The organism is Mesorhizobium sp. CA12, assembly GCF_020165255.1.
GTDB lineage: Bacteria > Pseudomonadota > Alphaproteobacteria > Rhizobiales > Rhizobiaceae > Mesorhizobium.
This window is the reverse complement of sequence record NZ_JAIUHT010000012.1, coordinates 56,359-81,394: the sequence shown is the minus strand read 5'-3', so window position 1 is coordinate 81,394 and position 25,036 is coordinate 56,359. Positions and strand designations below refer to the sequence as shown.

The following is a 25,036-nucleotide window of genomic DNA, read 5'->3' as shown; positions in this document are numbered from 1 at the left end:
TCACGTCAGGCTCCGGCTGGCGATCGGCTTCGCTGCGGACGTTCACAGACAATTAGTAGATCACAACTAACTTGTGCGGGATTTTTGCTCGCACGCGGCCAATTGTATTTGCAGCGCAGGCCGAAGCGGAGGAACTCTGTTTGGCCCCGAAATCACCCAGTCGCATTGCCGAGCCGGCGGACGAATCGGGCCTGGTTGTACTGTCGAAACTGGCAGTCGTCTCATACGAGAACCTGGAGAGCGAGCTTCGGGCCACGAACGCGACGCTCCAAGCACAGACACGGTGTTTCGAGGCGGCGCTCGACAACATCTCGCAAGGCATTTGTTTCTTCGACGCCGACGAGCGGCTGATCATGTGCAACCGCCGCTACGCGGAAATCTATCGTGTCGCGCCCGAAAAACTGCATGCCGGCGCAATGCTAAGCGAAATCGTCGAGCTGAGGCTCGCTGCAGGAACATCGCCAATGACCGGCGAGGACTATCTCGCTTTCGCGCGCTCGATCAATGCGGGCAGCCGTTCGAAAACCTGGACTGCCGGCCTCAAGGACGGCCGCACGATCCGGGTCTGCCATCAGCCGATGCCCGACGGCGGATGGGTGGCGACACATGAAGATCTCACCGAACTCGCCGCCAGCCGCATGGTCGCCAATGAGCGCGTTTCGCTGCAGGCGCTTATCGACTGGGTTCCCGACTATCTGTGGGTCAAGGATACCGAAAGCCGTTTCGTCGTGGTTAACCGGGCGCTTGCCGCGGACAGTGGCCGGCAAACGGCCGAAATGATCGGCCTGACCGATTTCGACCTGCATGCTCCAGAGCTCGCCCGGCAGTTTCGCGCCTGCGAGCTGGACCTCTTGCGCCGTGGCCAGCCGATGGTCGACGAGGAAGAATTCGTTGTCGATGCCGCCGGCGCCGGCAAGTGGCTGTCCTCGACCAAAGTGCCGTTGCGCAACGACCAGAATGAGATCTTCGGCCTGGTCGGCATCGCCCGCGACATCACACAGCGCAAGCGGGCGGACGATTTGCGAAACGGCCAGGCGAAAATTCTGGAAATGATCGCCGCAAGCGCAACGCTCGAGGATGTGCTCGACCGACTCATGCGCCTCATCGAGTCGCAGTTGCATGGCATATTCGGCTCCGTGCTCCTGCTCGACAAGGATAGCAGTCACTTGCGCCATGGCGCGGCGCCGAGCCTGGCAAAGGACTATGCAAGCGCCATTGACGGCATTCAGATTGGCCCCAATGTGGGGTCTTGCGGCACCGCCGCTTATCGCCGCGAACCCGTCATCGTGACCGATGTGATGAGCGATCCACTCTGGGACGATTATCGCGACATCGCAGCCCCGTACGGCTACCGCTCGTGCTGGTCGACGCCGATCCTGTCGCATACCGGCGCGGTGCTGGGGGTCTTTGCCATGTATTCGATGACAGTGCGCGAGCCGGACCAGAGCGAGACCAGCCTCATCGACTTCACCACCCGTATCGCCGGCATCGCCATCGAGCGCAAGCTTGCCGAAGACCGCATCCACTTCATGGCCAACCATGACACGCTGACCGGGCTTCCCAATCGCGCCTTGCTCGGGGACCGGCTTTCGCAAGCGATCCTGTATGCGCAGCGCTATCACCGTTGGGTGAGCGTGGTGTTCATCGATCTCGACAATTTCAAGCTCGTTAATGACACGCTGGGCCACAATGCCGGAGACACGCTGCTGAAAACTGTTGCCGACCGGATGGTCGAATGCGTGGGGGCGACCGACACCGTCGTGCGGCTCGGCGGCGATGAGTTCGTCGTCGTGCTTTTCGACCAGGACCCGGATGGTGAGCTTGTTGCCGCGACGGTGCAGAAGATCCGTGCGGCGATCGCGGAGCCGGTTCAACTGGGCGAGCATCATCTCAGGACGACAGCCAGCATGGGCGTGGCGAACTACCCCAAGGACGGGGCGAATGCCGATGCGCTGCTGGCCAATGCCGATGTGGCCATGTACCGGGCCAAGGAACTCGGCCGCGACAATTTTCAGTTCTACGCGCCCGAATTCAACGCCAGCAGCCACGAAAAATTCCTGCTGCAGGAGGAGTTGCGCAACGCGTTGTTGCGTGCCGAATTCACGCTCCTGTACCAGCCGCAAGTCGATCTTCGCTCAGGTCGTGTATTCGCGGTCGAGGCGCTGATCCGCTGGAAGCATCCGGCGCTGGGCCTGATCTCGCCGATGAAGTTCATTCCGATGGCCGAGGAGACGGGCTTGATCGTGCCAATCGGCGACTGGGTGCTGCACGAGGCCTGCCGACAGAACAAGGCCTGGCAGGACGCGGGGCTGCCGCCGATGGTGATGTGCGTCAATGTGTCGGCGCGACAATTCAAGGAGAGCAACCTGATCAATGGTGTCGTTGCGGCGCTGGAAAATAGCAGCCTGGAGCCGAAATACCTTGAGCTCGAACTGACCGAGAGTCTGATCATGCAGAATGTCGAGACGGCGGTCGCCACGATGAACGCGCTGCAAAATCTGGGTGTCCAGATCTCGATCGACGATTTCGGAACGGGATATTCGAGCCTGAGCGCGCTCAAGACTTTCCCGGTGGCGCGCCTGAAGATCGACAAGTCATTCATCAACGACCTCGCCACCGATGCGAATGACCAGGCCGTGGCCAGCGCCATGATCTCGCTCGGCCAGAAACTGAACCTCAGAGTCATTGCCGAGGGCGTCGAAACGGACGAGCAGCTAGCGTTCCTGCGCAAGAACAATTGCGACGAAATACAAGGCTATCATTTCAGCAAGCCGGTCGCCGCCGAGGATATCGTCAAATTGCTCAACTGAGGTCGAGACGACCACACACTTCACCAGAAATGAGAGATCACCGTCAGTAACAAAAACGTCTTCGCTCCCGGCCGTGGACTTCCACACGCAAGCTATCTTCTAGCGAGAAAGGTTGCTGCACCTGGCTTCATTCGGTTTTTCAATCTGGCGATATCTGGCCAGCGGATCATGCCGCGATTTGCAGGACGCGGAAGCGCTCGAGCATTTGCGGCCGGTTGAACGGCGTTAACAGGTCGCCATGGGCACCGGCCCACTTTGCCCGCATGATCGGAGCTTCTTTTGCATGCCCTTTAGGGAAGCGGCAAAGGCGGACTAGCGCACCGTGGCGAGTTGTCACCATATCGAGCCAGCACGGCCTGAAGCGCTTCGATCGCTTCATCCGGCACCTTGCCATCCGGCAAGACGAAGAATTCATGGCTCTGCCGGCCTATGTAATCGGGCACGATTTGAAACCGGTAGGCAGGGAGCGCTGCGTGGAGATCCTTAGTCAGATCGTCAACAAGCTTGGGGGTGACCGCGCACATGCGAGGAGGCACAACGATCATGCCGGTGGCCGGCTTAGAAGTCATTGGTGCCTGATCCGTCAAAAGATACCGGCGGCCGACGCATACCTGGATTTGGGGTCCGCACATGAAAGCGTCGGCCGCCAGTTTTGGGCGGGAGGGTGCGTCTCAAATGACGCAAGGGGTAGACTAGGCGCGTTGGGGGCACCTTCAATCAGGTTGCCGCGATATGGTGAACAGGCGGTTACTATCCACAGGCCGACCGACTGCGGAGTTCGGCCGCCAATGCTTCGAACGCTTCCACATCGTGTGAGTAATTGGCTGCATCGCCCCGCCATCACCTATTCGGGCCGGCTCTACCGCGCTCTCAATCCGGTGTATGCCCCGCAAGCCTATGTCGGGATGCGGTGCCGAGCTTTATGGAGGGCGCTTCAATCCCAAAGGCATGCCGGCGCTCTATGCATCGACCGCGGTCGTGACGGCTTTGCGCGAGGCCAACGAGGTGGGTGATCTGCAGCCGACGACACTGGTCGCTCGAGGCCGTCTTCGAGCGGGCGACGCCACTGCTCTTGTAGCGTGGGTCTCCATACGCGGCCCTCGCGGACCCGACGTAGCGCGATCAGATGAGAGGCCATGGTGAGGCGCATACGCAGCGATTTGCCCGTGAGCTGGTCGCGCGAGGCTACAATGCCTGCTTGTGCCGAGCTTCGCCAAGGGCGCAGCAATCGGCGACCTGAAACTCGTGTGGGGCGATGGGTGATGCTGCCCATCAGTCTCGAGCTGATCGACGACGAGCCCGGCTCGGTTGATCTAGCCGGCGGCTGCCCGCGCTGGCGCCGACTCTGCCTCGCTCGTGGACCCCGCGGAACAGATGCTTTTGGGCATTCAGCGATTTGTGGAAACGAGGGCCGGCATCAAGTCCGACTTCACCGACATAAGATGTCTCGTCTGAAGGATCAGGCAAAGGACATGTTCGACAGACAGTTTGGAGGTCGGCATTCTCGGCAAAGCCGGCTCTCTTGCCGAGGAGACTGCCACCATCGGGATGCCCGGTTGCATTCTGATACCTTAGGAATGCCCTCGGCAGTCGTTTTGCTTCCGCAGCTAGGGCGTTCGCCAGCGTTTCGAAATGGCGAGCAAACGCATCGAATTCGGCGCGGGATTGGTCAATCTCCGGCTTCGCCGCGGAAGGCTCCCAAGCAACCCAAAGGGAATTCCTCGACCCGGCGCTGGTGCGGCGATGAATGGTTCGGCCGCCTGCCTGAATGCCGGCGCCTCGTAGGGTACCCGCCGAACCCGCCAGCGATCTGCGGCCACCTCCTTCATCGATGCCTTGCCGTTGGTGATGATGGGGCCGTTGGGAAGATGCACTGCGCGACCGTTTCGTGGCAAGGTCTTGCTCATGTCCCTTCCAGAGGGATCGTTGAATAAACATCCCGAGCGTTCTAGATTCCGATCGGTTCCATAGCTTCCAATCGCCGAACCAGGCTCCTTCGGGCTCCGGATCTAGTGCTATGGGGACACACGTCACTGTCCTGCTTCCTCGATGCTTTGCCTGGCCTCACCCACGTGGTGGACGGCGAGATCGAACTTCCATGAGAGCGGCGAAGTCGTCCGGCCGAACAGACAGCGTTCGCAGCGGCGCGGCCTCCATCAGTCAACCCCGGTTCTATGGGATAGGACGAGGGGGGCCGAGGTCCCACATACGCGACCCTGACGCGGCGTTTCGCTCCGGCAGGTTTGATCGCAAGCCGCGTCTGACGATGTGGCCTTTCGCCCTTCACAAGAGGTCTGCGTTGCTGATCTTTGGTCCAGTCATCCACTGCGGTGCTGTAGGCACGTCCTCGATCACGCCAACCTTGCGGGCCCAAGTCGTAAAGGTCTTGTGTGCGGCCTCGACTGGTTTCCGACCGTCATAAGCCGAGTAGCACGCTTCGCAGGCCGCCGCGTGAAGCAGACCACGTCTCTCCACAGGCCATTCTTCCAAAAACTCAATGGCATCCATTAGGCAGTCGATCTTTTGGATATAGCCATTCTCCCCTACGAAAACTGGCTGCTTGAAAACACCACCGTCCATAGTCACCTCCAGTCAACAACTGACCCCATTGGTCGTTTCCGCAGATGCAACAGTAATATTCGAACACCTGCACCCTCGGCTGGAGACCAAGAGAAAAGATTGGAAGCAGTTCTTTTCGGTTCAAGAGGAGCTGCGAGCCTCACCAGCAGCACCTGAATGCCACAGCGAGCATCGATGGCAGGCCCTGCTGTCCCGGTTGCTAAGAGCGAACGACCAGCGGCACCAGGCCCTCGTGCCGTTCGCCTAGATAGCAGACGACGCGGTCGCCGACGCGCTGGAAATTCAGGTCGACCTTCGCCTCGCCCACGGCTAAGTGCCGGATGACGATGTTGTCGATGCCTATCGGCAACCGCGGGCGATCGACATTGATTTCGCGCTTCCAACCGTCGATGCGGATCCCCAGGCAGGCCTGCAGCATCATAAACGCGGAACCGGCCGACCATGCCTGCGGCAGACAAGCGACGGGATAGGCAATCGGCGCATCACCGATCGCCCGCGTAAAGCCGCAGAACAGCTCCGGAAGCCGCATATTGAACCGGACCGCCGCCTCGAACATGCTGCTCATAAGCTTCACGACGCTGGTGCGCTCCTGGTAACGGGCTAGCCCGGCGGCACAGATCGCCGTGTCATGCGGCCAGATCGAGCCGTTATGATAAGACATCGGATTGAACGGAATCTCGTCGTCGGCCAAGGTGCGAACGCCCCAACCGCTGTGCAGATGCCCCGACAGCAACTGCTCGGCGATTGATTTCGCCCGTTCTGCCGAGGGCAGCCCAACATAGAGCAGGTGACCCGCGTTGGAGGCGCGCACCGCGCATTGCCTGCCTTCTCCATCGATCGCCAAAGCGTAGAAATTGCGATCCGGCATCCAGAACCGGGCCTCCACTGCGCTGCGTATTCTTTCTGCCATAGCGCTCCAGTGCGCCGCCTTGGCAACGTCTCCGCGCTTGGCTGCCAACGCGGCCATGCCTTGATAGGCTGCGAAGACGTAGCCTTGCACCTCGACCAGTGCGATCGGACCTCTAGGTATTTTGCCATCGTCATGAAAGATGGCGTCGGCGCTGTCCTTCCAGCCCTGGTTGAAGAGACCCGTGTCCGCCGCCCTGTTATAGGTCACGAAACCGTCGCTGTTGCGGGCGCCGACTTCCTCCATCCACCCGATTGCTGCGCACAGTGAATCCCACATGCGTTCGACGAACTCGTCATCGCCGGTGCGATCGGCATAGGACCAAGCCAGGTAGACATAGAGTGGAGTGGTGTCGACGCCGCCGTAGTAGCGGCCGAACGGCAGCTCGCGCAGCACAGCCATTTCCCCCTTGCGCGTTTCATGCATGATCTTGCCTGGCTCGGCATCGTCGAACACAGAGGTCTCTGTTGATTGATAGCGGGCAAGGAACGCCAGCACTCCGCGGGCAAGCTCGGGGTTAAGCCACAACATTTGCAGGGCGGAAATGACGCCGTCGCGGCCAAAGGCAGTCGAAAACCAGGGAATACCGGCATACGGATATGGCCCGGTCTCCAGATCGGTGGTCAGCAGGGCGATGTCGGCACGTGTGCGCGTGAGCCAGTCATTGAACACGCGGCCGGAGCTGAAAACAGTGGCGCCCTGTCGACGCTTTGAGCGCATTGCAAATCGCGCTCGCGCCGCGGCGGCGCGGAACCGATCACTGGACGGGATTTCTTCGTTCTGACCGACTTCCAGATACAGCGCCTTTTTGTCGTGCCTCCCCACCAGAATGAGAAACTCTGCATGATGGGGATGGATCTGGTCGGGCCTCATCGAAAACGCGATGACGGATTGGCGCGCCACATTGTCGAGGCCCTCGTAGCAAAATGTCACGCCTGACTCGCCGACCAAGGCGTCATGTGCGCGACCGCGCCGGCTGCGCGTGGTGCCGCGCACCTCGAACATGTCGCGGAAATCGGCATCGAAGTCGAACCGGACCGGCAGCAACACCTCACGCGCGGAGTAGTTCGCGAAAGTGACTCGCTCGTACATGCGGTCGTGCCAGATGAATCTGGTCCGCTCGATATGCACGACCCCAGGCAGCGTTTCACTACCGTCGGGCGCGTTGGTAGCCAAATTTGTGAGATTGGCGGTGAATAGGATGTTGTCCTGAGACAAAGAGGCTCCGAGCAGCGACGGCATGCGGCCACCTACGAACAGCCGAAAACGCGACAGCACTCGCGTATCGTCGCAGAAAAGCCCGTCGCCGCTGCCGCGTATGTCGCCATAGCTGTCCGCGACGACGAAGCAGTCCTCATGCTTCAGCGCAAATTGCCGATGCGGCTCCCGCGGTGCCGATTCATCGAGTGCTGGGAGAGCGACCGCTGGATTAAGCTTGCGTTCTTCGACTTCGATGCTCATCTCATCCCTCCTGTTCAGATGCCGATGTTTGGCGCTCATCCAATATGCCTGCGCCCGACCATCCCCTCTCAACAGTATTGCGCATCGATGCTGCGATGCCCGTGATCCCGAGAGCGTCATTGAAATTTTGGCGGATATTCGACGAAGCTTCCGCTGCTCGATCCCGATCGCATGCGGCGGAAGCCGGCGATTGTAACCGCCAACTCGTTTCAAGCCGTGCTGGCTATCTCAGCTGCGTTTTCGGCGAAACCGTTTCGCGGGCCGAGTGGAAATTGCTCGTCGCACGCCAGCAAGCTGTAGATCCCCAAATAGTCGCTGCACATGCGCCCGACCGTGAATCGCGTTTCAAAAGTTTTCCGCACTCGTGCGCGATCGAGACTGCCTATCCGCCGCACAGCTTCGACGGCTTCGTCAATGCTTTCCACTATCAGTCCGGACACGCCATGATCGATGACCTCCGGAACGGCTCCGCGGTTGAAGGCAACCACCGGGGTGCCGCAGGCCATCGCCTCGATGGTCACGAGGCCGAACGGCTCCGGCCAATCGATCGGGAACAGCAGCGCCGTCGCATTGCCCAAAAATTCCGCCTTCGCACGCTCATCAATCTCGCCAATGAACTCGACATTCGAATGTCGAAGCACCTGGGGTTCGACCTTACCGCTCCAGAATGATTGGTCCACTGCGTCGATTTTGGCCGCGATCTTGAGCGGCATCCCGACGCGCGCGGCGATTTCTATCGCGGCTTCCGGGCCTTTTTCGGGTGAGATGCGACCGAGGAACGCGAGGTATCCAGAGGCTTTCGGCCGGGATGGGAGGATGTCGTTCGGCAGGCCGTGATACACCGTTCCAAGCCAGTTGACCGGCGGCATGGGCCGGCGCTGGTCATCCGAGATCGAGACCAGTGGAATGTCGTTGAACATCGCGTAAAGCTGCGCCAGGTCCGGAAGGTCGAGCCGGCCATGAAGCGTGGTAACGGTTCGCTGCGCGAACTGTCTAATTATCGGAAAATGAAGAACATCGACGTGGAAATGCAGCACGTCGAATTGGTCCGCTCGCCTGCGGACCTCTTCAAGCATCATGACGTGGTAAGGAATCGGATTCTTTGCTTTCGAATTGAAGCGTAGCGCAACCTCGCAACATGGCACGAGTTCGGCCGATGTGCGTGAATCGCCGCTGGCGAACAGCGTCACGTCATGGCCCCTTCGAACCAGCTCTTCCGTTAAATATGAGACGATGCGCTCGGTCCCGCCATAGAGCTTCGGTGGCACGGACTCCATCAGGGGGGCGATCTGGGCAATCTTCATATGCGGGCATCCTGGAAAAGAAAGTCAGCCTTCAACGAACCGGCTCGGCAGCGGTTAGTTCTTCTCCCGATTCGCTGTTATCGCGAACTTTCGAACTGCTAATTTGTTCCCGGTATCAATCACTTCGCCGTGGTATTACACAAACTGGGAAAGGGCGCGCCACATGGCCATAAACTGCCGGATGGGCAAACCCGGCGCGCTGGCCTACGATCCGCCGATCCTTTTGATGGACGAACCGCTGTCGGCTCTGGACAAGAAGCTGCGCGAGGAGATCCAGACCGAGATCCGACGCATCCATCGCGAAACCGGCGTCACCATCCTTTACAATCGCTCTCTTCAAGGATGCCGTCGGCCTTTGTCTCGGACTGGACGCGAAACACGCTGGAGCAGGGGGCCATCCACCGCCGCCTGGCGGGATTGGGAGTGGGTATCGTCCTTAACAGGACCGTCACGAATATCGCTTCAGGCGGCGTCGTGACAGCCTGCGTCTATACCGGCGCGAAACAGGAGCTGGCCGCCGATGCCGTCGTCCTGGTCACGTCACGCAATCAGGACGATGCCGTTTGGCGCGCGCTGAAAGCCCGGGAAAACGAGTGGGCCGGCAACGGCATTCGTTCGATCAAGGTCATTGGCGATGCGGAAGCGCCGGGGCCGATCGCCTGGGCAACCTATGCCGGCCACCGCTTCGCCCGCGAGCTGGACGAACCCGATATCGGTGACGCGCTGCCATTTCGACGCGAAGTGACGGCGCTGGCGGTGCAATAGGATAGAAGAGGGGAGCCGCAACTTCCCTTCCACTCTATTCTGCCCGCAAGCGGAGCGCGTATTTCTAGCAGGTATCAGCCAACAGATGCTGCCGACCAACAGGCGGGGGAGCTTCGCCTTGAGGAGCTCGATTGCCTCTTCCGGTGGCGACTTCTTCCGCCGACGTTCGCTTCAGTTAGAACATCGCTTGTAGCGGTACGAAGCGTGACGTGCCTCCGCCGTTCTGTTGATCCCGACCCACACTTCCGCGGCGTTGCCCTCGTTCCTCGATCGGCCGATCGAAGGCGACTGGCCATACCTGTGGATCGATCCCACCTAACTGAAGGTGCTCCGGCGCCACGCGCGCGCCGCTCGGGATCCTACTTGCACTTTCCTGCCGCACCGGTCGTCTCGCAAAACAATCCGTCGGAATCTTGCCGGCTTACCACTCGGCGAACGAACCGTCCTTGTGGCGCCAGACCGGGTTGCGCCAGCGGTGTCCCTCCCGGGCGCGCTCCTTCACATACTCTTCGTCGATCTCGACGCCGAGGCCCGGGCCATCGGGAATGGCGACATAGCCATCCTGGTAGCGGAATACGTCCTTGTTGGCGGCGTAGTCGAGCAGGTCGTTGCCGGCATTGTAGTGGATGCCTAGGCTCTGCTCCTGGATGAAGCAATTGTAGCTCACGGCGTCGAGCTGCAGGCATGCGGCGAGCGCGATCGGCCCGAGCGGACAGTGCGGCGCCACAGCCACGTCATAGGCCTCAGCCATCGCCGCGATCTTGCGGCATTCGGTGATGCCGCCGGCGTGCGAGAGATCCGGCTGGATGATGTCGACGACCGCATCCTCGAACACCGATTTGAAATCCCAGCGGCTGTAGAGCCGTTCGCCAAGCGCGATCGGCGTCGAGCCGAGTGCGGCGATCTCCTTCAGCGCCTCGCGGTTTTCGCTGAGCACCGGCTCTTCGATGAACATCAGCCGGTAGGGCTCAAGCTCCTTGACCAGGATGCGCGCCATCGGGCGGTGCACGCGGCCGTGGAAATCGACGGCGATGCCGATATTCGGCCCGACCGCCTCGCGCACCATGGCGACGCGCTCTATAGCCGCGTCTATCTTGTCGTGGCTGTCGACGATCTGCAGTTCCTCGGTGCCGTTCATCTTGAGCGCTAGGAATCCGCGCGCCACCATATCCCTGGCGCCGGCCGCCACTTCCGCCGGCCGGTCGCCGCCGATCCAGGAATAGACCTTGATCGTTTCGCGCAGCCTGCCGCCGAGCAATTCATGGACCGGCACGCCGAGCGCCTTGCCCTTGATGTCCCACAGCGCCTGGTCGATGCCGGCGATAGCGCTCATCAGGATCGGCCCGCCGCGATAGAAGCCGCCGCGATGCATCACCGTCCAATGATCCTCTATCAAACGCGGATCCTTGCCGATCAGATAATCGGCCAGTTCCCTGACCGCCGCTTCGACCGTCAGCGCCTTGCCTTCGACCACCGGCTCGCCCCAGCCGCTGATGCCGGCATCGGTCTCGATCTTGAGGAAGAGCCAGCGCGGCGGAACGATATAGGTGGTCAGAGCGGTGATCTTCATGCGGTCGGCCGGTCTCAGTTGCTTTTCAGTTTCTTGGCGCTGACGAGATCGCGCGCGGCCAGGTCGAGTATCTTATTGGCTGCATTGCGCGCGGCGGCGGCGTCGCGCATGCGCAAGGCCTCGACCACCTCGCCATGCGCCGCCGCCGCTTCCCTGCGCCTGACCGGGGAGATCGTCGCGGTGGCCTCCAGCGAAAACAGCAGCGCCGTATCGATCAGCTTGCCGATCTGGCGGAAGATAGGGTTGTGGCTCGCGCCATAGACGATCTGATGGAAGACGATGTCGGAGCGCGAGAACTGCGTCAGGTCCTCGCCGGCACCCGCCATGCCTTGCCAGGCCGCTTCAAGATCGGCGATTTCCTGCAGCGTCGCGCGCGTTGCCGCAAGTTCGGCGACCAGCGGCTCGATGGCGCGGCGGGTTTCCAGGATCGCGTCGAACAGCTTGTCGTCCAGCGCATGCGGCGCATGCCAGGCCAGCACCTGCGGGTCGATGATGTTCCAGTTGTCCTGGTCGCACACCACCGTGCCGACGCGTGGCCGCGACAGCACCAGCCCCTTGGCTGCCAGCACTTTCAGCGCTTCGCGGATGACGGTGCGGCTGACGCCATATTCGATGCCGAGATCGTTCTCGGTGGGCAGCGACGACCCGGCCGGATAGCGTCCGGAGAATATGTCGGAGGCGATCGCCTTGGTCACGTCGGGCATGACGCGCGGCCGGCGCGCCGTCTCGCGCGTTTGCGTGTCTTCGTCAGCCTTCTTCGGTGTTTCGTTCACCTCAGCCCCTCCTCCAAGGCAGCGAACCGTTCGGTTTGCGCGCAATTGGTCCGGCCTTAGCGGATGCGAGTGATTTGCGCCAGCGACTACTTATCGGACTACCTATCTCATTTATCATACCAGATCAATTGACGGGTATGATAAAATTGATTACACACGACCAATCCGGGCTGAGCGCCCGGCTGTTTGCTGGGAGGTAATCATGCGACTTTTGAAAACCGCGCTCGTCGCGGGTGCTCTCGCCGTCTTGTCGGTCACCACGATCGCGTCGGCCTACGCTCAGGACACCAAGATCGGCTTCATCGTCAAACAGCCGGAGGAGCCCTGGTTCCAGGACGAATGGAAGTTCGCCGATCAGGCCGCCAAGGAAAAGGGTTTTACTCTTATCAAGATCGGCGCCGAGGACGGCGAGAAGCTGATGTCGGCGATCGACAATCTGGGCGCTCAAGGAGCGCAAGGCTTCGTCGTCTGCACGCCGGATGTGAAGCTCGGCCCCGGCATCGTCGCCAAGGCCGCCGCCAACAATCTCAAGCTGATGACGGTGGACGACCGCCTCGTCGGCGCCGACGGCAAGCCGCTGGAAGACGTGCCGCATATGGGCATTTCCGCCACCAAGATCGGCGAGGCCGTGGGTCAGGCCATCGTCGACGAGATGAAGGCGCGCGGCTGGAAGATGGACGAGGTCGGCGCGATCCGCGTTTCCTACGACCAGCTGCCGACCGCCGTCGATCGTGTCGAGGGCGCGATCTCGGTGCTGAAGGCCGCCGGCTTCAAAGCCGAAAACATCTTCGACGCGCCGCAGGCCAAGACCGACACGGAAGCCGCGCTCAATGCCGCGACCGTGGTGCTCAACGCCCATGCCGACATCAAGAAGTGGATTGCCTTCGGCCTCAATGACGAGGCGGTGCTGGGCGCAGTGCGCGCTTCTGAAAGCGTCGGCATTCCGGCGGACGGCATGATCGGCGTCGGCATCGGCGGCGCGGAATCGGCGATCAACGAGTTCAAGAAACCCGCCGCCACCGGCTTCGTCGGCACGGTGATCATCTCGCCCAAGCGCCACGGCTACGAGACGGCGCTCAACATGTATGACTGGATCGCCAACAACAAGGAGCCGGCGAAGCTGACGCTGACCGCCGGCGCGCTGGCCAAGCGCGACGATTACCAGAAGGTGCGCAAGGACCTCGGTATCGAATAGTCCTCCCTGTACAAACAGGCGGCGGCTTGATGCCGCCGCCTGTTTGGCATGCTCAAGAAGGATTGAAGCCCCGTGTCCTTTCTCGAATTCTCCAACATCACCAAGACCTATCCGGGCGTCAAAGCCTTGTCGGATGTGTCGTTCGGCGTCGAAAAGGGCGCCGTGCACGGATTGATGGGTGAGAACGGCGCCGGCAAATCGACGCTCATCAAGATCCTGTCCGGCGACCAGCATGCCGATGCCGGCGAGATAAGCATCGACGGCAAGGTCCAGGCCTATGCCTCGACCAGAAATGCCTTCGACAATGGCGTCATCGTCATCCACCAGGAATTGCAGCTGGTGCCCGAGTTGAGCGTCGCCGAGAATCTCAGCCTCGGACGCTTTCCGGCAAGCGCCGGCGTCATCGCCCGCCGCCGCATGCTCGACGACGTCGGCGCCAAGTTGAAATCGGCCGGCATCGATATCGACATGCGCCGCAAGGTCAAGACGCTCTCGATCGGCGAGCGCCAGATGGTCGAGATCGCCAAGGCCGTGATGCTCGATGCCCGGGTGATTGCGCTCGACGAGCCGACCTCGTCGCTGTCCTCGCGCGAAAGCGAGATCCTGTTTAAGCTGATCGGCCGGCTGCGCGGCGAGGGCAAGGTCATCATCTATGTCTCGCACCGCCTCGACGAGGTGTTCCGGCTCTGCGACAGCCTGACGGTGCTGCGCGACGGCAAGCTCGCCGCACATCATCAATCGCTGAAGGATGTCACCCGCGATCAGGTCGTGGCCGAAATGGTCGGCCGCGAGATTTCCGACATCTGGGGTTTTCGGTCGCGCAAGGCGGGAGAGGTTCGCCTCAAGGTCGACAATCTGAGCGGCACCAGGCTGCGCACGCCGGCAAGCTTCGAAGCCCGCGCCGGCGAGATCGTCGGCTTCTTCGGCCTCATCGGCGCCGGCCGATCCGAACTGATGCGGCTGGTCTTCGGCGCCGATCCGCGTTCGGGCGGCACGATCATGGTCGACGGCAAGACGGTTGCCGCCGCCAGCCCGCATGACGCAATCAGGGCCGGCATCGTGCTGTGCTCGGAGGACCGCAAGCATGACGGCATCATCCAAGGTCGCTCGATCGAGGAGAACATCAACATCTCGTCCAGGCGCCATCACACGCGCTTCGGCGTGCTTAGCCGGACTAGCGAGATCACGACCGCCGAAACCTTCATCAAGAAGCTCAAGGTGCGCACGCCGTCGCGCAAGCAGGACATCGTCAATCTCTCAGGCGGCAACCAGCAGAAAGTCATCCTCGGCCGCTGGCTGTCGGAGCAGGACATCCGCGTGCTGATCGTCGACGAGCCGACACGCGGCATCGATGTCGGCGCCAAATCGGAGATCTACGAGCTGCTCTATCAACTGGCCGAGGAGGGCATGGCGATCGTCGTCGTCTCCTCCGAGCTGCCGGAAGTGATGGGCATTTGCGACCGCATCCTGGTGATGTGCGGCGGGCGCATCAGCGCCGAGCTCGCGCGCGACCAATTCGCCGAAAAGGCGATCCTGGCCGCGGCGCTCCCCGACAAGAAAACCCCCGACGCGATCGCATCCTGAGGCTTCCAATGACCAGTCGGCTGAAGAAGATCCTGCTCGGCGAACAAGGCCTCGTCGTCATCTTCATCGTCGCCTTCGCGCTGGTGTCGCTGCTCGTGCCGAACTTCCTCACCGACCGCAACATGCTCGGCCTGCTTCAGTCCGTGGTCACCGTCGGCATCGTTGCCTGCACGATGATGTTCTGCCTCGCTGCGCGCGACTTCGACCTGTCGGTCGGCTCCATCGTCGCCTTTGCCGGCATGGTCGCGGTGATGGCCTCGAACACAACCGGCTCGATCCTGCTTGGCCTCGTCGCAGCCATCGCCTGCGGCGCGGTCGTCGGCTGGGTCAATGGCGTCGTCATCGCCAAATTCCGCATCAACGCCCTGATCACCACTCTCGCCACCATGCAGATCGTACGCGGTTTCGCGCTGATCTCGTCGGATGGCCGCGCCGTCGGCATCAACAGCCCTGACTTCTACCAGCTGGCCCTCTCGAAGCTGCTCGGCATACCGACGCCGATCTGGGTGCTGGCGGTGCTCTTCGCCATTTTCGGCTTTGTGCTCAACAGCACCGTCTTTGGCAAGAACACGCTCGCCATTGGCGGCAACCCGGAAGCTTCGCGACTTGCCGGCGTCAATGTCGACCGGACGCGCATCTGGATCTTCACGCTCCAGGGCGTGGTCTGCGGCATCGCCGGCATCCTGCTTGCCTCGCGCATCACCTCCGGCCAGCCCAACGCCGCGGTGGGCTTGGAACTGTCGGTGATCTCGGCCTGCGTGCTCGGCGGCGTCTCGCTTGCCGGCGGCAGGGCGACGATGTCGGGCGTCATCGTCGGCGTGCTGATCATGGGCATCGCCGAAAACGCCATGAACCTGCTCAACATCCCGGCCTTCTACCAATACATCGTCAGAGGCGTGATCCTGCTTCTGGCCGTGCTCCTCGACAATCTGCGTTCTTCGGCATTGGGGCGGCGCTGATGGGACGTCTTAAGGGAAAACGGATCTTCCTCACCGGCGCCGCGCAAGGCATCGGCTACGCCATCGCCGAGGCCTGTCTGCGGGAGCAGGCCGGGCTGTTCCTGGTCGATCGCGACGCGGACATTCTCGTCGAAAGCGCTGCACGCTTGGGCGACGTCGCGCATGCCGCAGCCGATATCGCTGATGCCAAGGCAATCGAGGCCGCCATGGCGGCGGCGACGAAGGCCATCGGCCCGATCAACACCGTCATCAACAATGCCGGCATGAACGTGTTCTCGACGCCGCTTGAAGCCACCGAGGACGACTGGACGCGCAATCTTGACGTCAATGTGAAAGGCGCCTGGCACTGCGCCAAGGCGGCGCTGCCGGGGATAATCGGGCAGGGCGGCGGCGTGATCCTCAACATCGCCTCGACGCACGCCTTCACCATCATCCCGCACACCTTTCCCTATCCCGTCGCCAAGCATGCTCTGCTTGGCCTGACCAAATCGCTGGCGATCGAATATGCCGGCGGCAATATCCGCGTGAACGCGCTGGCGCCCGGTTATGTCGCCACCCAGAAGGTCATCGACTACTGGAACAGCTTCGACGATCCGGGGGCCGCGCGCGCCAAGACGCTGGCGCTGCATCCGGGCGGGCGGATCGCCACGCCTGAGGAGATCGCCATGGCGGCGGTCTTTCTCGTCTCCGACGAATGCCCCTTCATCAACGCCGCCTGCCTTGTCGCGGATGGCGGCCTAAGCGTGCTTCACCACCCCTGACACACAAGCCATAATGGGAGGAAACCATGGCAAATGATGTCTTCGCGAAATCCCTGCTGACACGCCGGCAAGCGCTTGCGCTTGGTGCAAGTGCTGCGCTGGCGGGCGCGTTGCCGCGCGGCGCCTTCGCCGCGGACGAGAAGGTGACGCTCTGGCATGGCTGGACCGGCGCCGACAACACCACCGCGCTCAACGGCGTCATCGACACCTTCAACAAGGGCGGCAAGGGCGTCATCGTCGAGCCGACCGGCTATGACTGGGACACCTTATTTTCCAAATGGGTGGTCTCCTCGGCCGGCGGTCGTGCGCCGGACCTGGTGCTCTTCCACATCACCGAGCTGCCGGAATTCGCCACGCGCAAGGTCATCCGGCCGATCGACGACGTCGTCGCTTCGTCCGGTCTCGACCTGTCGCAGGTTCCGGATGCCGGCCGCACCGGCGTGACCTTCGACGGCAAGGTCTATGCCGCGCCGCTCGACGTGCATCCGCTCGGCTTCTATTACAATGTCGACATGGTGCAGGAGGCGGGCCTTGATCCGGCCAAGCCGCCGAAGACCGGCGAGGAATTCCTCGAATGGGCAAAGAAGCTGACGGTCAAGGACGGCAGCGGCAAGGTCACGCGTTACGGCTTCGAATTGCCGAACACCTGGGCGACAGCGCGCTGGATCTGGTTCAGCCTGATGTACCAGTTCGGCGGCACCTTCCTTGACGACAAGGGCCTGGCCGCGGTTGACAGCGAGGCCTCGCAGAAGGCGTTGCAATATCTCGTCGACCTGATCAACGTGCATGGCGTGACCAATCCCGAGGTCGGCGGCAACAAGGGCGAGGACGCCTTTGCTTCCAAGCAGGTCGCGATGAAGTTCATCGGCCCCTGGGAGGTCAATCTGCGCATGGCGCAGAAGATGAATTTCATGACCGCGCAATTGCCGGTGTTTGGCCGGAAGGCGGCCGTCTGGGCGAACTCGCATTGCATGGCGGTGTCGAAGCAGAAAAGCGACGACAAGCTCGCCGCCGATGGCACTTTCATGAAGTGGTTCTTCGACAACTTTGCCGCGCCCGCCACCACCGTCGGCATCATCCCGCAGAGCAAGGCGGTGCGTGAAAGCGCTGCCTTCACAGGCACCGAGCAGTACAAATATTTCAAGTCCTTCGTCGACGACCTGCCCAACATCGTCTACGAGCCGCTGATCCCGCAATATCTCTCGGTCTTCTCTTTCGACAAGCCGACGCCGCTGGTCACCAACCTGCAGGCCGCGCTCAGCGGCTCCAAGCCAGTTCCGGACGCCTTGAAGGCGATGAAGGAAGGTCTCGACGCGCAGCTGAAGAAGGGCTGATGACATCGCTGGCATCACACCCGGCGGGCCGCTCCAGGGCACGCCGCGCATCGGCGCAGGAGGGAGGGGCGGTGCGCAGCGGCATGACGCTTGCCGCCTATCTCTTCCTGTCGCCCTATCTGGCGCTGTTCATCGCCTTCATGCTTTTGCCGACGCTGGCCGCCATCGGCATCAGCTTCATGCGCTGGGATATCCTCGGCGCGCCGGAATTCATCGGGCTCGACAATTACCGGCAGATCTTCGCCGATCCGCTGTTCCTGACCGCGATCAGGAACACCTTCTACTTTGTCTTCCTGACGGCGATCCCGATGGTCGTGCTCGGCCTGGCTTTGGCTATGCTGCTCGACCAGAAGCTCAAGGGCACCGCTTTCGTGAGGACGGTGGTGTTCCTTCCCTATGTCGTCATGGTCTCGACCGTCGGCATCCTGTGGGGTTGGCTGTTCGACAAGGGCACCGGCCTCGTCAACTATTACATCACCACCATCGGCATCGAGCCGATCGCCTGGCTCAAGGACCCGCACTGGTCCATGCCGGCTTTGGCCATCACGACCATCTGGTGGACCGTCAACACCAACATGATCATTTTCCTGGCGGCGCTGCAGGATATTTCCGAGGAATTGCATGATGCCGCCACGCTCGACGGCGCCGGCCCCTGGCAGCGTTTCGTCTACATCACCTTGCCTTTGCTGCGGCCGGCCATGGCGCTGGTCACCGCGCTCACCATAATCAATGGCTGGCGCGTCTTCGGCCAGGCTTATGTGATGACGCAGGGCGGGCCGGAGGCGAGCACCTTCGTCATCGTGCAATATATCTATCTCACCGCGTTCCAGAATTTCGAGATGGGTCCGGCCGCCGCCGCGGGCGTGGTGCTGCTTTTAATCACGCTGCTCTTCTCGCTCGCCCAGATGAAGCTGATGAAGGCGATCTGATGCAGGACCAGCGCTCCAATCGTGCCGGAAAATCGCTTGGCGGGCGCTCGCTCGCCTATGTGCTGATGATCGTCGTGACGGCGCTCTGGGGCGCGCCGATCCTGTGGATGCTGGTCACTTCGGTCAAGCCGGAAAGCGAGATCTACGCTTATCCGCCCACCTGGATCCCGGATACGCCGACGCTGGAAGCTTATGGCGCGCTGTTTCAGCGCTTCCCCATGCTGACCTGGTTTCGCAACTCGGCCGTTGTCGGCATTCTCACCACCGCGCTGACCCTGGCCGTCGATGCCTTGGCGGCCTATCCGCTGGCGCGCATGCAGTTCCCTGGCCGCCGCGTCGTCATGGGCGTGATCTTCGCGACCTTCCTGCTGCCCTATGAACTCCTCTTCGTGCCGCTGTTCCTTGGCCTGAATAGCTACGGCCTGGTCGACAGCATCTTCAGCCTGACCGTGCCGGCATCGGCCAACGCCTTCGGTGTCTTCCTGCTGACCCAGTTCTTCCAGGCCGTGCCGCGCGAACTGGAGGATGCCGCCATCATGGATGGCTGCGGCCGCTTCGGCTTCTTCTGGCGCATCCTCTTGCCGCTTACCAAGCCCGGCCTTGCCACCGTCGCGATCTTCACCTTCGTCGCCAGCTGGAACAATTTCTTCTGGCCGCTGATCGCCACCAATTCCGACGAGACCCGCACGCTTCCGGTCGGGCTGGCGACATTGGTCGGCGGCGCCGGCATGTCGATGAAGCAGAGCGTGTTGATGGCCTCTGCCGTCGTGGCGACGCTGCCGACGGCACTCTTCTTTCTCGCCTTGCAGCGACACTTCGTGCGCGGCATCGCCGCGACCGGCATCAAGGGCTGACCATGACCGATATCGAGATCGCCAGCGACCGACTTCGCTGCGTGCTCTCGACGCAAGGCGGGAGTATCTGGCGGCTGGAGGTCGATCTTGGCGACGGCTGGCAAGCGCTGCTGCGCCCTCCACCAGAAGGTTCGGATCGCGATCCGCTGAACGCCGGTTGTTTTCCGCTCGTCCCGTTCGGCAACAGGGTCGAAGGCAATCGTTTTCTGTTCGATCGGACCGAATATCGTCTGAAGCCCAACACGCCTTGGGACAAGCACTACCTGCACGGCGATGGCTGGCTTGGCGACTGGACCGTCGAGGATCGCGGCGACGCCGAGGCATCGCTGTCGTTCGAATTTCAGGGAGAACCTTATCGCTATCGCGCCACGCAACGCTTCAAATGCGAAGGGGTGAGCTTCAGGGCGATTCTTGGCGTGACAAATCTCTGCCAGCGGCCGATGCCGTTCGGGCTCGGCTGGCATCCCTATTTTCCGCTGACGCCGGCAACCACGCTTGAAGCACCGGCGAAGGCTTATTGGACGGAAAAAGCGGGCTGGCTTCCGGACGCCCGCACCTCAGTGCCCGAGGCACTTGATTTCAACCACCCGAGAGCGCTGCCGCGCCATTGGGTCAACAACGGTTTTGAAGGCTGGGACGGCGCGGCCTCCATCGTCTGGCCCGAACGGCATATGCGGCTGTGCATCGAGACCGCTCCGATGCTGTCGCGCTATTTCCTTTTCATCTCCGACACGATGTTCGATCCGCACTACCGCGAGGACTTCTTCTGCTTCGAACCGATGAGCCACTCGGCTAACGGCCACAACCTGCCGGATTTGGGTGGCCTGACGGTGCTTGCGCCGGGGCAGGGGACCGAGACTTCCATGGCATTTTTGTGTGGCGCGGCAGAGGATGGGGGATGAGCAGCGTCACGGAAGTCTTCCGCTCGCGCGACAAGCTTGGCGAGGTTCCGGTCTGGGATGTGGCCGAGCAGGCGCTCTATTGGGTCGATATCGAGAGCAAGCGGCTGCGCCGCTTCGACCATGCCACCGGTCAGGTTCGCGAATGGCACTTCCCCGAGCGCATTGGCTCTTTCGCACTGCGCGAAAGAGGCGGGCTGGTCTGTGCCTTCGAAAGCGGGCTGGCCTTCTTCGATCCAGCTACCGAAAAGATCGACTGGATCGCCAGACCCGAAGCGCACATCCCCACCAACCGCTTCAACGACGGCAAATGCGACCGCAAGGGCCGATTCTGGGCCGGCACGATGGACGACAACCTCAAGGACCACAGCGCGTCGCTTTATCGGCTCGATCCCGACTTGCAGGTGACGCGCCTGGTGGGCGGAATCTGCATCTCCAATTCGTTGGTCTGGAGCCTCGACAACAGCATTTTCTATTTCGCCGATACTCCGGAGAACGCGATCTACGCTTACGATTACGATCACAACGCTGGGACCATCGCCAATCGCCGGCTCTTCGCCTCGACCGCCGAGCAGCCGGGAACGCCTGACGGTTCGACGATCGACGAGCATGGCTATCTGTGGAACGCGCAATGGGGCGGCTGGCGCCTGGTACGTTACGCGCCGGACGGCTCGATCGACCGGATCGTAGAACTGCCGGTGCAGCGTCCATCGAGCTGCATGTTCGGCGGCCCGGATCTTGCGACGCTCTATGTCACCACAGCCATCTGGGATTCCAACGAGGCCGATCTGCGGGCTCAGCCGCTGGCCGGCTCGCTGCTGGCGCTCGACGTCGGCGTGCGCGGCGTGCCGGAGCCGCGCTTCGCCGGCTGACAAGGAAACGGATATTCCTTCGCGGGGCACTCCGGTCAGCGGCAGCACGATGCCTTGACCACGGGAACACAAAATTGCCCGTCCAGCAACTGAGCCGCGCGGTCCTGAACTGGGTAGGTCGCAAGGTGCATTCGCTGGGCAGAAGGACGTGATTTGTTGGGCGAAAATGATTGAAGCGACCGGCTGCCGGTGGATCGACATAGCCTAGCGATTCGCAGTGTGTGCAGGATGAGATGCGCGTCCTTCGGAACGTTCTTGTCCCAGCCGTTGTGAAGAGCCTCTCGCGTTCGCATCAGGGCGCGCGACGAGATCAGGCGCAGCTCGAATCCGGCGGTCAGCAGCTGATGCGCGAAGGTGAGGACGTCGGCAGCCTCGCCGTCGGCGACTACGTGGTCGTCGATCCCGTCGTGTCCTGCGGCCATTGTTATGCCTGCCAGATCGGCCGCTCCAGCGTCTGCGCCAACTTGGGAGTGATGGGCGTCCATCGCGACGGCGGGTTTCGCGACTATGTCGCGGTGTTGACCTGTCGCTGATCGAAGCGGCTGTGGCCTCGAGTTGCAGCAAGATCTTGATCGAATCGGGATCGAAGCTGCGCAAGAAGGCGCTGTCGTTGACGACCAGATGCGACTTGGCCCTGATCTCCGATAGAAGGCAGGCTCCGAGATCGACCGACACCAGCTTCGGCGGCGCCAGCTCCTCGGCGCGCGAAAAGCGCTGGGTAATCGAACACTATCCGCCACGGGGACAGGAAGGCTTCGCCGTCGGCGACACTCGTGAAAAGGAAGACGCTGGTTTACGGGCTGGCGGTTATGAAGGCGTTGACGACCATGGCAACCCAATCACCGGATTAACTGCTGGTTTGCGCGTTTCGCATAGGCCAGCTGCACTCAAGCTGCGGATCTAACGGCGAAAAGCGATGCGTATGGCTCCTAAGGACCGAAGTCTGAGACAATGGTGTCGCCGCGCCGGCATTCAACCGGCCGGACACCACTGTTTCAGTTCAAGGATGGGGCAGATGTTATTGCTCAGGCCAATGATACCGAATTTGGCCTTGCCTCCTACGTCTATGCCAAGGACCTGTCGCACGTGTTTCGCGTCGCGGAGGCCCTGGAATACGGCATGGTCGGTCTCAACACCGGTCTCACCTCGAAGCTCCATTCGGCGGCGTCAAATCTTCGGGTTTGGGCCGGGAAGGGTCGCGCCATGGAATCGAGGAGTTTACCGAGATCAAACATGTCTGTCTCGGCGGCATTGCGTGAACGACGCAGGCCAGCCCACGCTAACGCCGGAGATGTTCACCATAAATCGACGGTGTCGTTGTTCGCAGTCGTGTGTTGCCGTCGAGCCCGCCTCGGCTTGACCGCCGTGCAACTCGCCCGGCGGTCGGTATTCACTGTCGAATGGCACGTTCAGCCTTCCACATAGACGATGCGGCGCGTCGACGGCTCAACCAGCACCGGTCGGTTGTTCACATAGACATACCGGTACCGGTAGTTCGGGATCTTCTGCAGGGCTACCGTCGCAGGCAGGGTCGCGCCTGTCACAACCTTGCCTTGAAGGTAAACAGGCTTGACCCGGTGCTCGGTGATGTAGGTGCGCACCTGTTCGGGGGGAGTGATCACGGTACCAGCCGCACCGCCGCCCACGATCCCCGCCGCGCCGCCCACGGCAGCGCCAACTGGACCACCGATGATAGCGCCGGCGATCGCTCCGGTAGCGCCGCCGGCGACGGCTCCGGCATTAGCCTGATCGCGAGGAGCTTTCACCACCGCGATGCCTGAATTGGCCGGCCGCTCGGTTAAGACGACCCGATTGCCGCCAAATTCTGCGGTGACGAAATCGGAATAGACCCAGCCTTGACCACCGGCCTCGGCGATGGTGCACCATTTCGAGTTTTGCAGACAGCCGTTCAGTGTGGCCGTCTGGCCCGCCCGCAGCACGCCGATGACCGGATATTGCGAGCCGGGACCGGCTCGAACGTTAAGGTTTGTAGCGGCGGATACGGGAGTGTCGGCGAAAGCTGCGCCAGACAAGGCGACAAGCGCGCCTGTCACAACAGGTAACAAAAGCCTTCTCATCGTTCTGTCTCCGTTTCATGGTTCCCTCAGAGCCAAAAACGAGGAAGAAGCGCGTGCGTTCCGCTGGCGGAATCGCTGAACGGAAAGATTCCAAATGTCATCATTGAGCTGTCTCTGTTGCTCCCGCTTGCGTCTAGATTTGGTCGATCTTGCCGAACACCCTGCGCAGTCCGCCGTGGGGTCGTGGAGGCCTGATCGCTGGAACGGCCATCGTTGCGGGGAGAAGCCGGGCAGATCTTGAAATGTCGACCTAACTGACGCTATATTGCGTCATAATTTTTGGCAGTGCACGGAGGTGCTGCAATGGGCTTGGCACGATATGCGGATAACGGTTTGTTCGCACCGAAGAAGATGGCGGACGCTTTCCGCACCACGAGCGAGGAGATCGCGCGTACGGCTGGTCTGGGGAAAGACGCGGTCCAGCGCCGGGAGCGGGTGCGCTCAGCCAAGACGCAGCGCCGCCTGCGCGAGATGGTGGAAATCGTGAACAAGGTCGAGCCGCGATTTGGCTCCGCGCTCATGGCCTATGCCTGGTATCGGTCCGAGCCGCTGCCGGGATTTTCGGGGCAGACGGCCATGCAGCTCGTGCGGGAGGGTCGAGCCGATGAGATCCTCGACTTCATCGACGCGGTCGATGCGGGGATCTACGCCTGACGATCGCCGCCATCACCTATTCAGGCCGGCTCTACCGCGCTCTCAATCCGGTGTATGCCCGCGAGCCTATGTCGGGACGCGGTGCCGAGCTTTATGGAGGACGTTTCAACCCCAAAGGCATGCCGGCGCTCTATGCGTCGACCTCGGTCCTGACGGCTTTGCACGAAGCCAACCAGGTAGGCGATCTGCAGCCGACGACGCTGGTCGCTTATCGTGCCGAGATCGAGGCCGTCTTCGACGCAGGTGACGGCACTGCTCTTGCAGCAATGGGTCTCGATGCGGCGGCCCTCGCCGACCCGACATGGCGCGATCAGATGAGAGGCCATGGCGAGGCGCATACGCAGCGATTTGCCCGCGAGCTGGTCGCGCAAGACTATAATGGCCTGCTCGTGCCGAGCTTTGCCAAGGGCGCCGCAATCGGCGACTTGAATCTCGTTCTGTGGCGATGGGGTGACGCTGCCCCATCCAGGCTCGAGCTGATCGACGACGAGCAACGGCTCGGTTGATCTCGCTGGCCGCTGCCCGCGTTGCCAACTATGCTGCCTTCGACAGGGAGCCGGGAACTCAAGTCTGACGGAAAGAGCGCGCACTTTCAGCTCAATAGGGTACCGCTGTGCTTAGCGATCGGGGGTCATTTCGTCGCCACCGCTCAGTTGCAACCATCCCTGGCAGCAACAACTCCGCGTTCGCGTCTCTATGGTCATTCTAACTGGAACTGAAATATCTCCTCCGCAGTTGAGTGCGCAC

General features: G+C 61.7%; 23 protein-coding genes and 3 pseudogenes. 18 read left to right on the top strand and 8 right to left on the bottom strand.

The window, feature by feature from the left end; genetic code table 11:
• The first annotated feature begins 140 nt into the window (after positions 1-140).
• Positions 141-2,810, top strand: coding sequence for an EAL domain-containing protein (locus tag LB520_RS20030; RefSeq protein WP_224638688.1), 2,670 nt, complete (start codon positions 141-143; stop codon positions 2,808-2,810).
• A gap of 882 nt (positions 2,811-3,692) precedes the next feature.
• Positions 3,693-3,953 (top strand): RES domain-containing protein, encoded by a 261-nt coding sequence (locus LB520_RS29165; RefSeq protein WP_318012114.1) that lies wholly within the window; start codon positions 3,693-3,695, stop codon positions 3,951-3,953.
• Positions 3,954-4,417: 464 nt separating this feature from the next.
• Here LB520_RS29165 and LB520_RS20015 read toward each other — a convergent pair whose 3' ends face one another.
• The 4 genes from LB520_RS20015 to LB520_RS20000 all read right to left on the bottom strand — a co-directional run bounded on the left by LB520_RS20015 (position 4,418) and on the right by LB520_RS20000 (position 9,062).
• A complete protein-coding gene (locus LB520_RS20015; protein WP_224634394.1) occupies positions 4,418-4,717 on the bottom strand; it encodes a hypothetical protein in 300 nt (99 codons plus the stop codon).
• A 376-nt stretch (positions 4,718-5,093) separates the two neighbouring features.
• On the bottom strand, positions 5,094-5,390 hold the full coding sequence (locus LB520_RS20010) for a DUF982 domain-containing protein (protein ID WP_224638685.1): 297 nt from the start codon (positions 5,388-5,390) through the stop codon (positions 5,094-5,096).
• A gap of 199 nt (positions 5,391-5,589) precedes the next feature.
• Positions 5,590-7,758 carry an amylo-alpha-1,6-glucosidase gene (locus LB520_RS20005; protein WP_224638683.1) on the bottom strand — a complete coding sequence of 723 codons (2,169 nt, stop codon included), beginning with the start codon at positions 7,756-7,758 and terminating at the stop codon, positions 5,590-5,592.
• Positions 7,759-7,967: 209 nt separating this feature from the next.
• Positions 7,968-9,062, bottom strand: a complete 1,095-nt coding sequence (locus tag LB520_RS20000; RefSeq protein ID WP_224638681.1) for a glycosyltransferase family 4 protein — start codon at positions 9,060-9,062, stop codon at positions 7,968-7,970.
• 193 nt (positions 9,063-9,255) lie between these two features.
• On the opposite strand from LB520_RS20000, the pseudogene LB520_RS19995 reads away from it, so the two are divergent.
• Both LB520_RS19995 and LB520_RS19990 read left to right on the top strand, forming a co-directional pair.
• Positions 9,256-9,387, top strand: a pseudogene (locus tag LB520_RS19995) (polyamine ABC transporter ATP-binding protein); the annotation flags it as partial.
• A 17-nt stretch (positions 9,388-9,404) separates the two neighbouring features.
• Positions 9,405-9,827, top strand: coding sequence for a hypothetical protein (locus LB520_RS19990; RefSeq protein WP_224638847.1), 423 nt, complete (start codon positions 9,405-9,407; stop codon positions 9,825-9,827).
• Positions 9,828-10,248: 421 nt separating this feature from the next.
• On the opposite strand, the gene dgoD is transcribed toward LB520_RS19990, so the two are convergent.
• Positions 10,249-11,397, bottom strand: a complete 1,149-nt coding sequence (gene dgoD, locus LB520_RS19985; RefSeq protein ID WP_224638679.1) for a galactonate dehydratase — start codon at positions 11,395-11,397, stop codon at positions 10,249-10,251.
• Positions 11,398-11,411: 14 nt separating this feature from the next.
• Positions 11,412-12,101, bottom strand: coding sequence for a FadR/GntR family transcriptional regulator (locus LB520_RS19980; RefSeq protein ID WP_224638837.1), 690 nt, complete (start codon positions 12,099-12,101; stop codon positions 11,412-11,414).
• A 271-nt stretch (positions 12,102-12,372) separates the two neighbouring features.
• On the opposite strand from LB520_RS19980, the gene LB520_RS19975 reads away from it, so the two are divergent.
• The 9 genes from LB520_RS19975 (at position 12,373) to LB520_RS19935 (ending at position 21,557) form a co-directional block, all read left to right on the top strand.
• On the top strand, positions 12,373-13,365 hold the full coding sequence (locus LB520_RS19975) for an arabinose ABC transporter substrate-binding protein (protein WP_224638678.1): 993 nt from the start codon (positions 12,373-12,375) through the stop codon (positions 13,363-13,365).
• 72 nt (positions 13,366-13,437) lie between these two features.
• Positions 13,438-14,949: an L-arabinose ABC transporter ATP-binding protein AraG gene (gene araG / locus LB520_RS19970; RefSeq protein WP_224638671.1), complete on the top strand. Its 1,512-nt coding sequence runs from the start codon at positions 13,438-13,440 to the stop codon at positions 14,947-14,949.
• 8 nt (positions 14,950-14,957) lie between these two features.
• Positions 14,958-15,908, top strand: a complete 951-nt coding sequence (gene araH, locus LB520_RS19965) for an L-arabinose ABC transporter permease AraH (RefSeq protein WP_224532726.1) — start codon at positions 14,958-14,960, stop codon at positions 15,906-15,908.
• Positions 15,905-16,669 carry an SDR family oxidoreductase gene (locus LB520_RS19960; RefSeq protein ID WP_224638835.1) on the top strand — a complete coding sequence of 255 codons (765 nt, stop codon included), beginning with the start codon at positions 15,905-15,907 and terminating at the stop codon, positions 16,667-16,669. The genes araH and LB520_RS19960 overlap by 4 nt, the downstream gene beginning before the upstream one ends.
• A 26-nt stretch (positions 16,670-16,695) precedes the next feature.
• Positions 16,696-18,003, top strand: coding sequence for an ABC transporter substrate-binding protein (locus tag LB520_RS19955; RefSeq protein WP_224532725.1), 1,308 nt, complete (start codon positions 16,696-16,698; stop codon positions 18,001-18,003).
• Positions 18,003-18,932 carry a carbohydrate ABC transporter permease gene (locus tag LB520_RS19950; protein ID WP_224638669.1) on the top strand — a complete coding sequence of 310 codons (930 nt, stop codon included), beginning with the start codon at positions 18,003-18,005 and terminating at the stop codon, positions 18,930-18,932. Before LB520_RS19955 ends, LB520_RS19950 begins: the two co-directional genes overlap by 1 nt.
• A complete protein-coding gene (locus LB520_RS19945; protein WP_224634306.1) occupies positions 18,932-19,786 on the top strand; it encodes a carbohydrate ABC transporter permease in 855 nt (284 codons plus the stop codon). Before LB520_RS19950 ends, LB520_RS19945 begins: the two co-directional genes overlap by 1 nt.
• Positions 19,787-19,788: 2 nt before the next feature.
• Positions 19,789-20,688 (top strand): aldose 1-epimerase, encoded by a 900-nt coding sequence (locus tag LB520_RS19940; RefSeq protein ID WP_224638666.1) that lies wholly within the window; start codon positions 19,789-19,791, stop codon positions 20,686-20,688.
• Positions 20,685-21,557 (top strand): SMP-30/gluconolactonase/LRE family protein, encoded by an 873-nt coding sequence (locus tag LB520_RS19935; RefSeq protein ID WP_224638663.1) that lies wholly within the window; start codon positions 20,685-20,687, stop codon positions 21,555-21,557. The genes LB520_RS19940 and LB520_RS19935 overlap by 4 nt, the downstream gene beginning before the upstream one ends.
• 209 nt (positions 21,558-21,766) lie before the next feature.
• Here LB520_RS19935 and LB520_RS19930 read toward each other — a convergent pair.
• Positions 21,767-21,907 (bottom strand): annotated as a pseudogene (locus LB520_RS19930) (IS110 family transposase); the annotation flags it as partial.
• Here LB520_RS19930 and LB520_RS19925 point away from each other — a divergent pair.
• From LB520_RS19925 to LB520_RS19915, 3 genes and pseudogenes are all read left to right on the top strand, one after another.
• Positions 21,902-22,090, top strand: a complete 189-nt coding sequence (locus tag LB520_RS19925) for an alcohol dehydrogenase catalytic domain-containing protein (protein ID WP_224638653.1) — start codon at positions 21,902-21,904, stop codon at positions 22,088-22,090. The pseudogene LB520_RS19930 and the gene LB520_RS19925 overlap by 6 nt on opposite strands.
• 35 nt (positions 22,091-22,125) lie before the next feature.
• Positions 22,126-22,461: a hypothetical protein gene (locus LB520_RS19920; protein ID WP_224638652.1), complete on the top strand. Its 336-nt coding sequence runs from the start codon at positions 22,126-22,128 to the stop codon at positions 22,459-22,461.
• Positions 22,462-22,544: 83 nt separating this feature from the next.
• Positions 22,545-22,816: pseudogene (locus LB520_RS19915) on the top strand (aldehyde dehydrogenase family protein); the annotation flags it as partial.
• Positions 22,817-22,966: 150 nt separating this feature from the next.
• Here LB520_RS19915 and LB520_RS19910 read toward each other — a convergent pair.
• Positions 22,967-23,635 carry a DUF1236 domain-containing protein gene (locus LB520_RS19910; RefSeq protein ID WP_224638650.1) on the bottom strand — a complete coding sequence of 223 codons (669 nt, stop codon included), beginning with the start codon at positions 23,633-23,635 and terminating at the stop codon, positions 22,967-22,969.
• A gap of 303 nt (positions 23,636-23,938) precedes the next feature.
• Here LB520_RS19910 and LB520_RS19905 point away from each other — a divergent pair, with 303 nt between their 5' ends.
• Both LB520_RS19905 and LB520_RS19900 read left to right on the top strand, forming a co-directional pair.
• The gene (locus LB520_RS19905; protein WP_140541390.1) at positions 23,939-24,289 is read left to right on the top strand and encodes an antitoxin Xre/MbcA/ParS toxin-binding domain-containing protein; all 351 of its coding nucleotides are present in this window, start codon (positions 23,939-23,941) and stop codon (positions 24,287-24,289) included.
• An 11-nt stretch (positions 24,290-24,300) separates the two neighbouring features.
• A complete protein-coding gene (locus tag LB520_RS19900; protein ID WP_224638833.1) occupies positions 24,301-24,795 on the top strand; it encodes an RES family NAD+ phosphorylase in 495 nt (164 codons plus the stop codon).
• Positions 24,796-25,036 lie beyond the last annotated feature (241 nt).

Excerpts from the sequence above, each read along its gene's own strand:
- LB520_RS20010 (WP_224638685.1), bottom strand. The coding sequence starts at position 5,390 with ATGGACGGTGGTGTTTTCAAGCAGCCAGTTTTCGTAGGGGAGAATGGC.
- LB520_RS19935 (WP_224638663.1), top strand. The coding sequence starts at position 20,685 with ATGAGCAGCGTCACGGAAGTCTTCCGCTCGCGCGACAAGCTTGGCGAG.
- LB520_RS19945 (WP_224634306.1), top strand. The coding sequence starts at position 18,932 with ATGCAGGACCAGCGCTCCAATCGTGCCGGAAAATCGCTTGGCGGGCGC.
- LB520_RS19975 (WP_224638678.1), top strand. The coding sequence starts at position 12,373 with ATGCGACTTTTGAAAACCGCGCTCGTCGCGGGTGCTCTCGCCGTCTTG.
- dgoD (WP_224638679.1), bottom strand. The coding sequence starts at position 11,397 with ATGAAGATCACCGCTCTGACCACCTATATCGTTCCGCCGCGCTGGCTC.
- LB520_RS19950 (WP_224638669.1), top strand. The coding sequence starts at position 18,003 with ATGACATCGCTGGCATCACACCCGGCGGGCCGCTCCAGGGCACGCCGC.
- LB520_RS19990 (WP_224638847.1), top strand. The coding sequence starts at position 9,405 with ATGCCGTCGGCCTTTGTCTCGGACTGGACGCGAAACACGCTGGAGCAG.
- LB520_RS19925 (WP_224638653.1), top strand. The coding sequence starts at position 21,902 with ATGCGCGAAGGTGAGGACGTCGGCAGCCTCGCCGTCGGCGACTACGTG.
- LB520_RS19905 (WP_140541390.1), top strand. The coding sequence starts at position 23,939 with ATGGGCTTGGCACGATATGCGGATAACGGTTTGTTCGCACCGAAGAAG.
- LB520_RS20000 (WP_224638681.1), bottom strand. The coding sequence starts at position 9,062 with ATGAAGATTGCCCAGATCGCCCCCCTGATGGAGTCCGTGCCACCGAAG.
- LB520_RS29165 (WP_318012114.1), top strand. The coding sequence starts at position 3,693 with ATGCCCCGCAAGCCTATGTCGGGATGCGGTGCCGAGCTTTATGGAGGG.
- LB520_RS19940 (WP_224638666.1), top strand. The coding sequence starts at position 19,789 with ATGACCGATATCGAGATCGCCAGCGACCGACTTCGCTGCGTGCTCTCG.
- araH (WP_224532726.1), top strand. The coding sequence starts at position 14,958 with ATGACCAGTCGGCTGAAGAAGATCCTGCTCGGCGAACAAGGCCTCGTC.
- LB520_RS19980 (WP_224638837.1), bottom strand. The coding sequence starts at position 12,101 with ATGCCCGACGTGACCAAGGCGATCGCCTCCGACATATTCTCCGGACGC.
- LB520_RS19910 (WP_224638650.1), bottom strand. The coding sequence starts at position 23,635 with ATGAGAAGGCTTTTGTTACCTGTTGTGACAGGCGCGCTTGTCGCCTTG.
- LB520_RS19955 (WP_224532725.1), top strand. The coding sequence starts at position 16,696 with ATGGCAAATGATGTCTTCGCGAAATCCCTGCTGACACGCCGGCAAGCG.
- LB520_RS20015 (WP_224634394.1), bottom strand. The coding sequence starts at position 4,717 with ATGAGCAAGACCTTGCCACGAAACGGTCGCGCAGTGCATCTTCCCAAC.
- LB520_RS20005 (WP_224638683.1), bottom strand. The coding sequence starts at position 7,758 with ATGAGCATCGAAGTCGAAGAACGCAAGCTTAATCCAGCGGTCGCTCTC.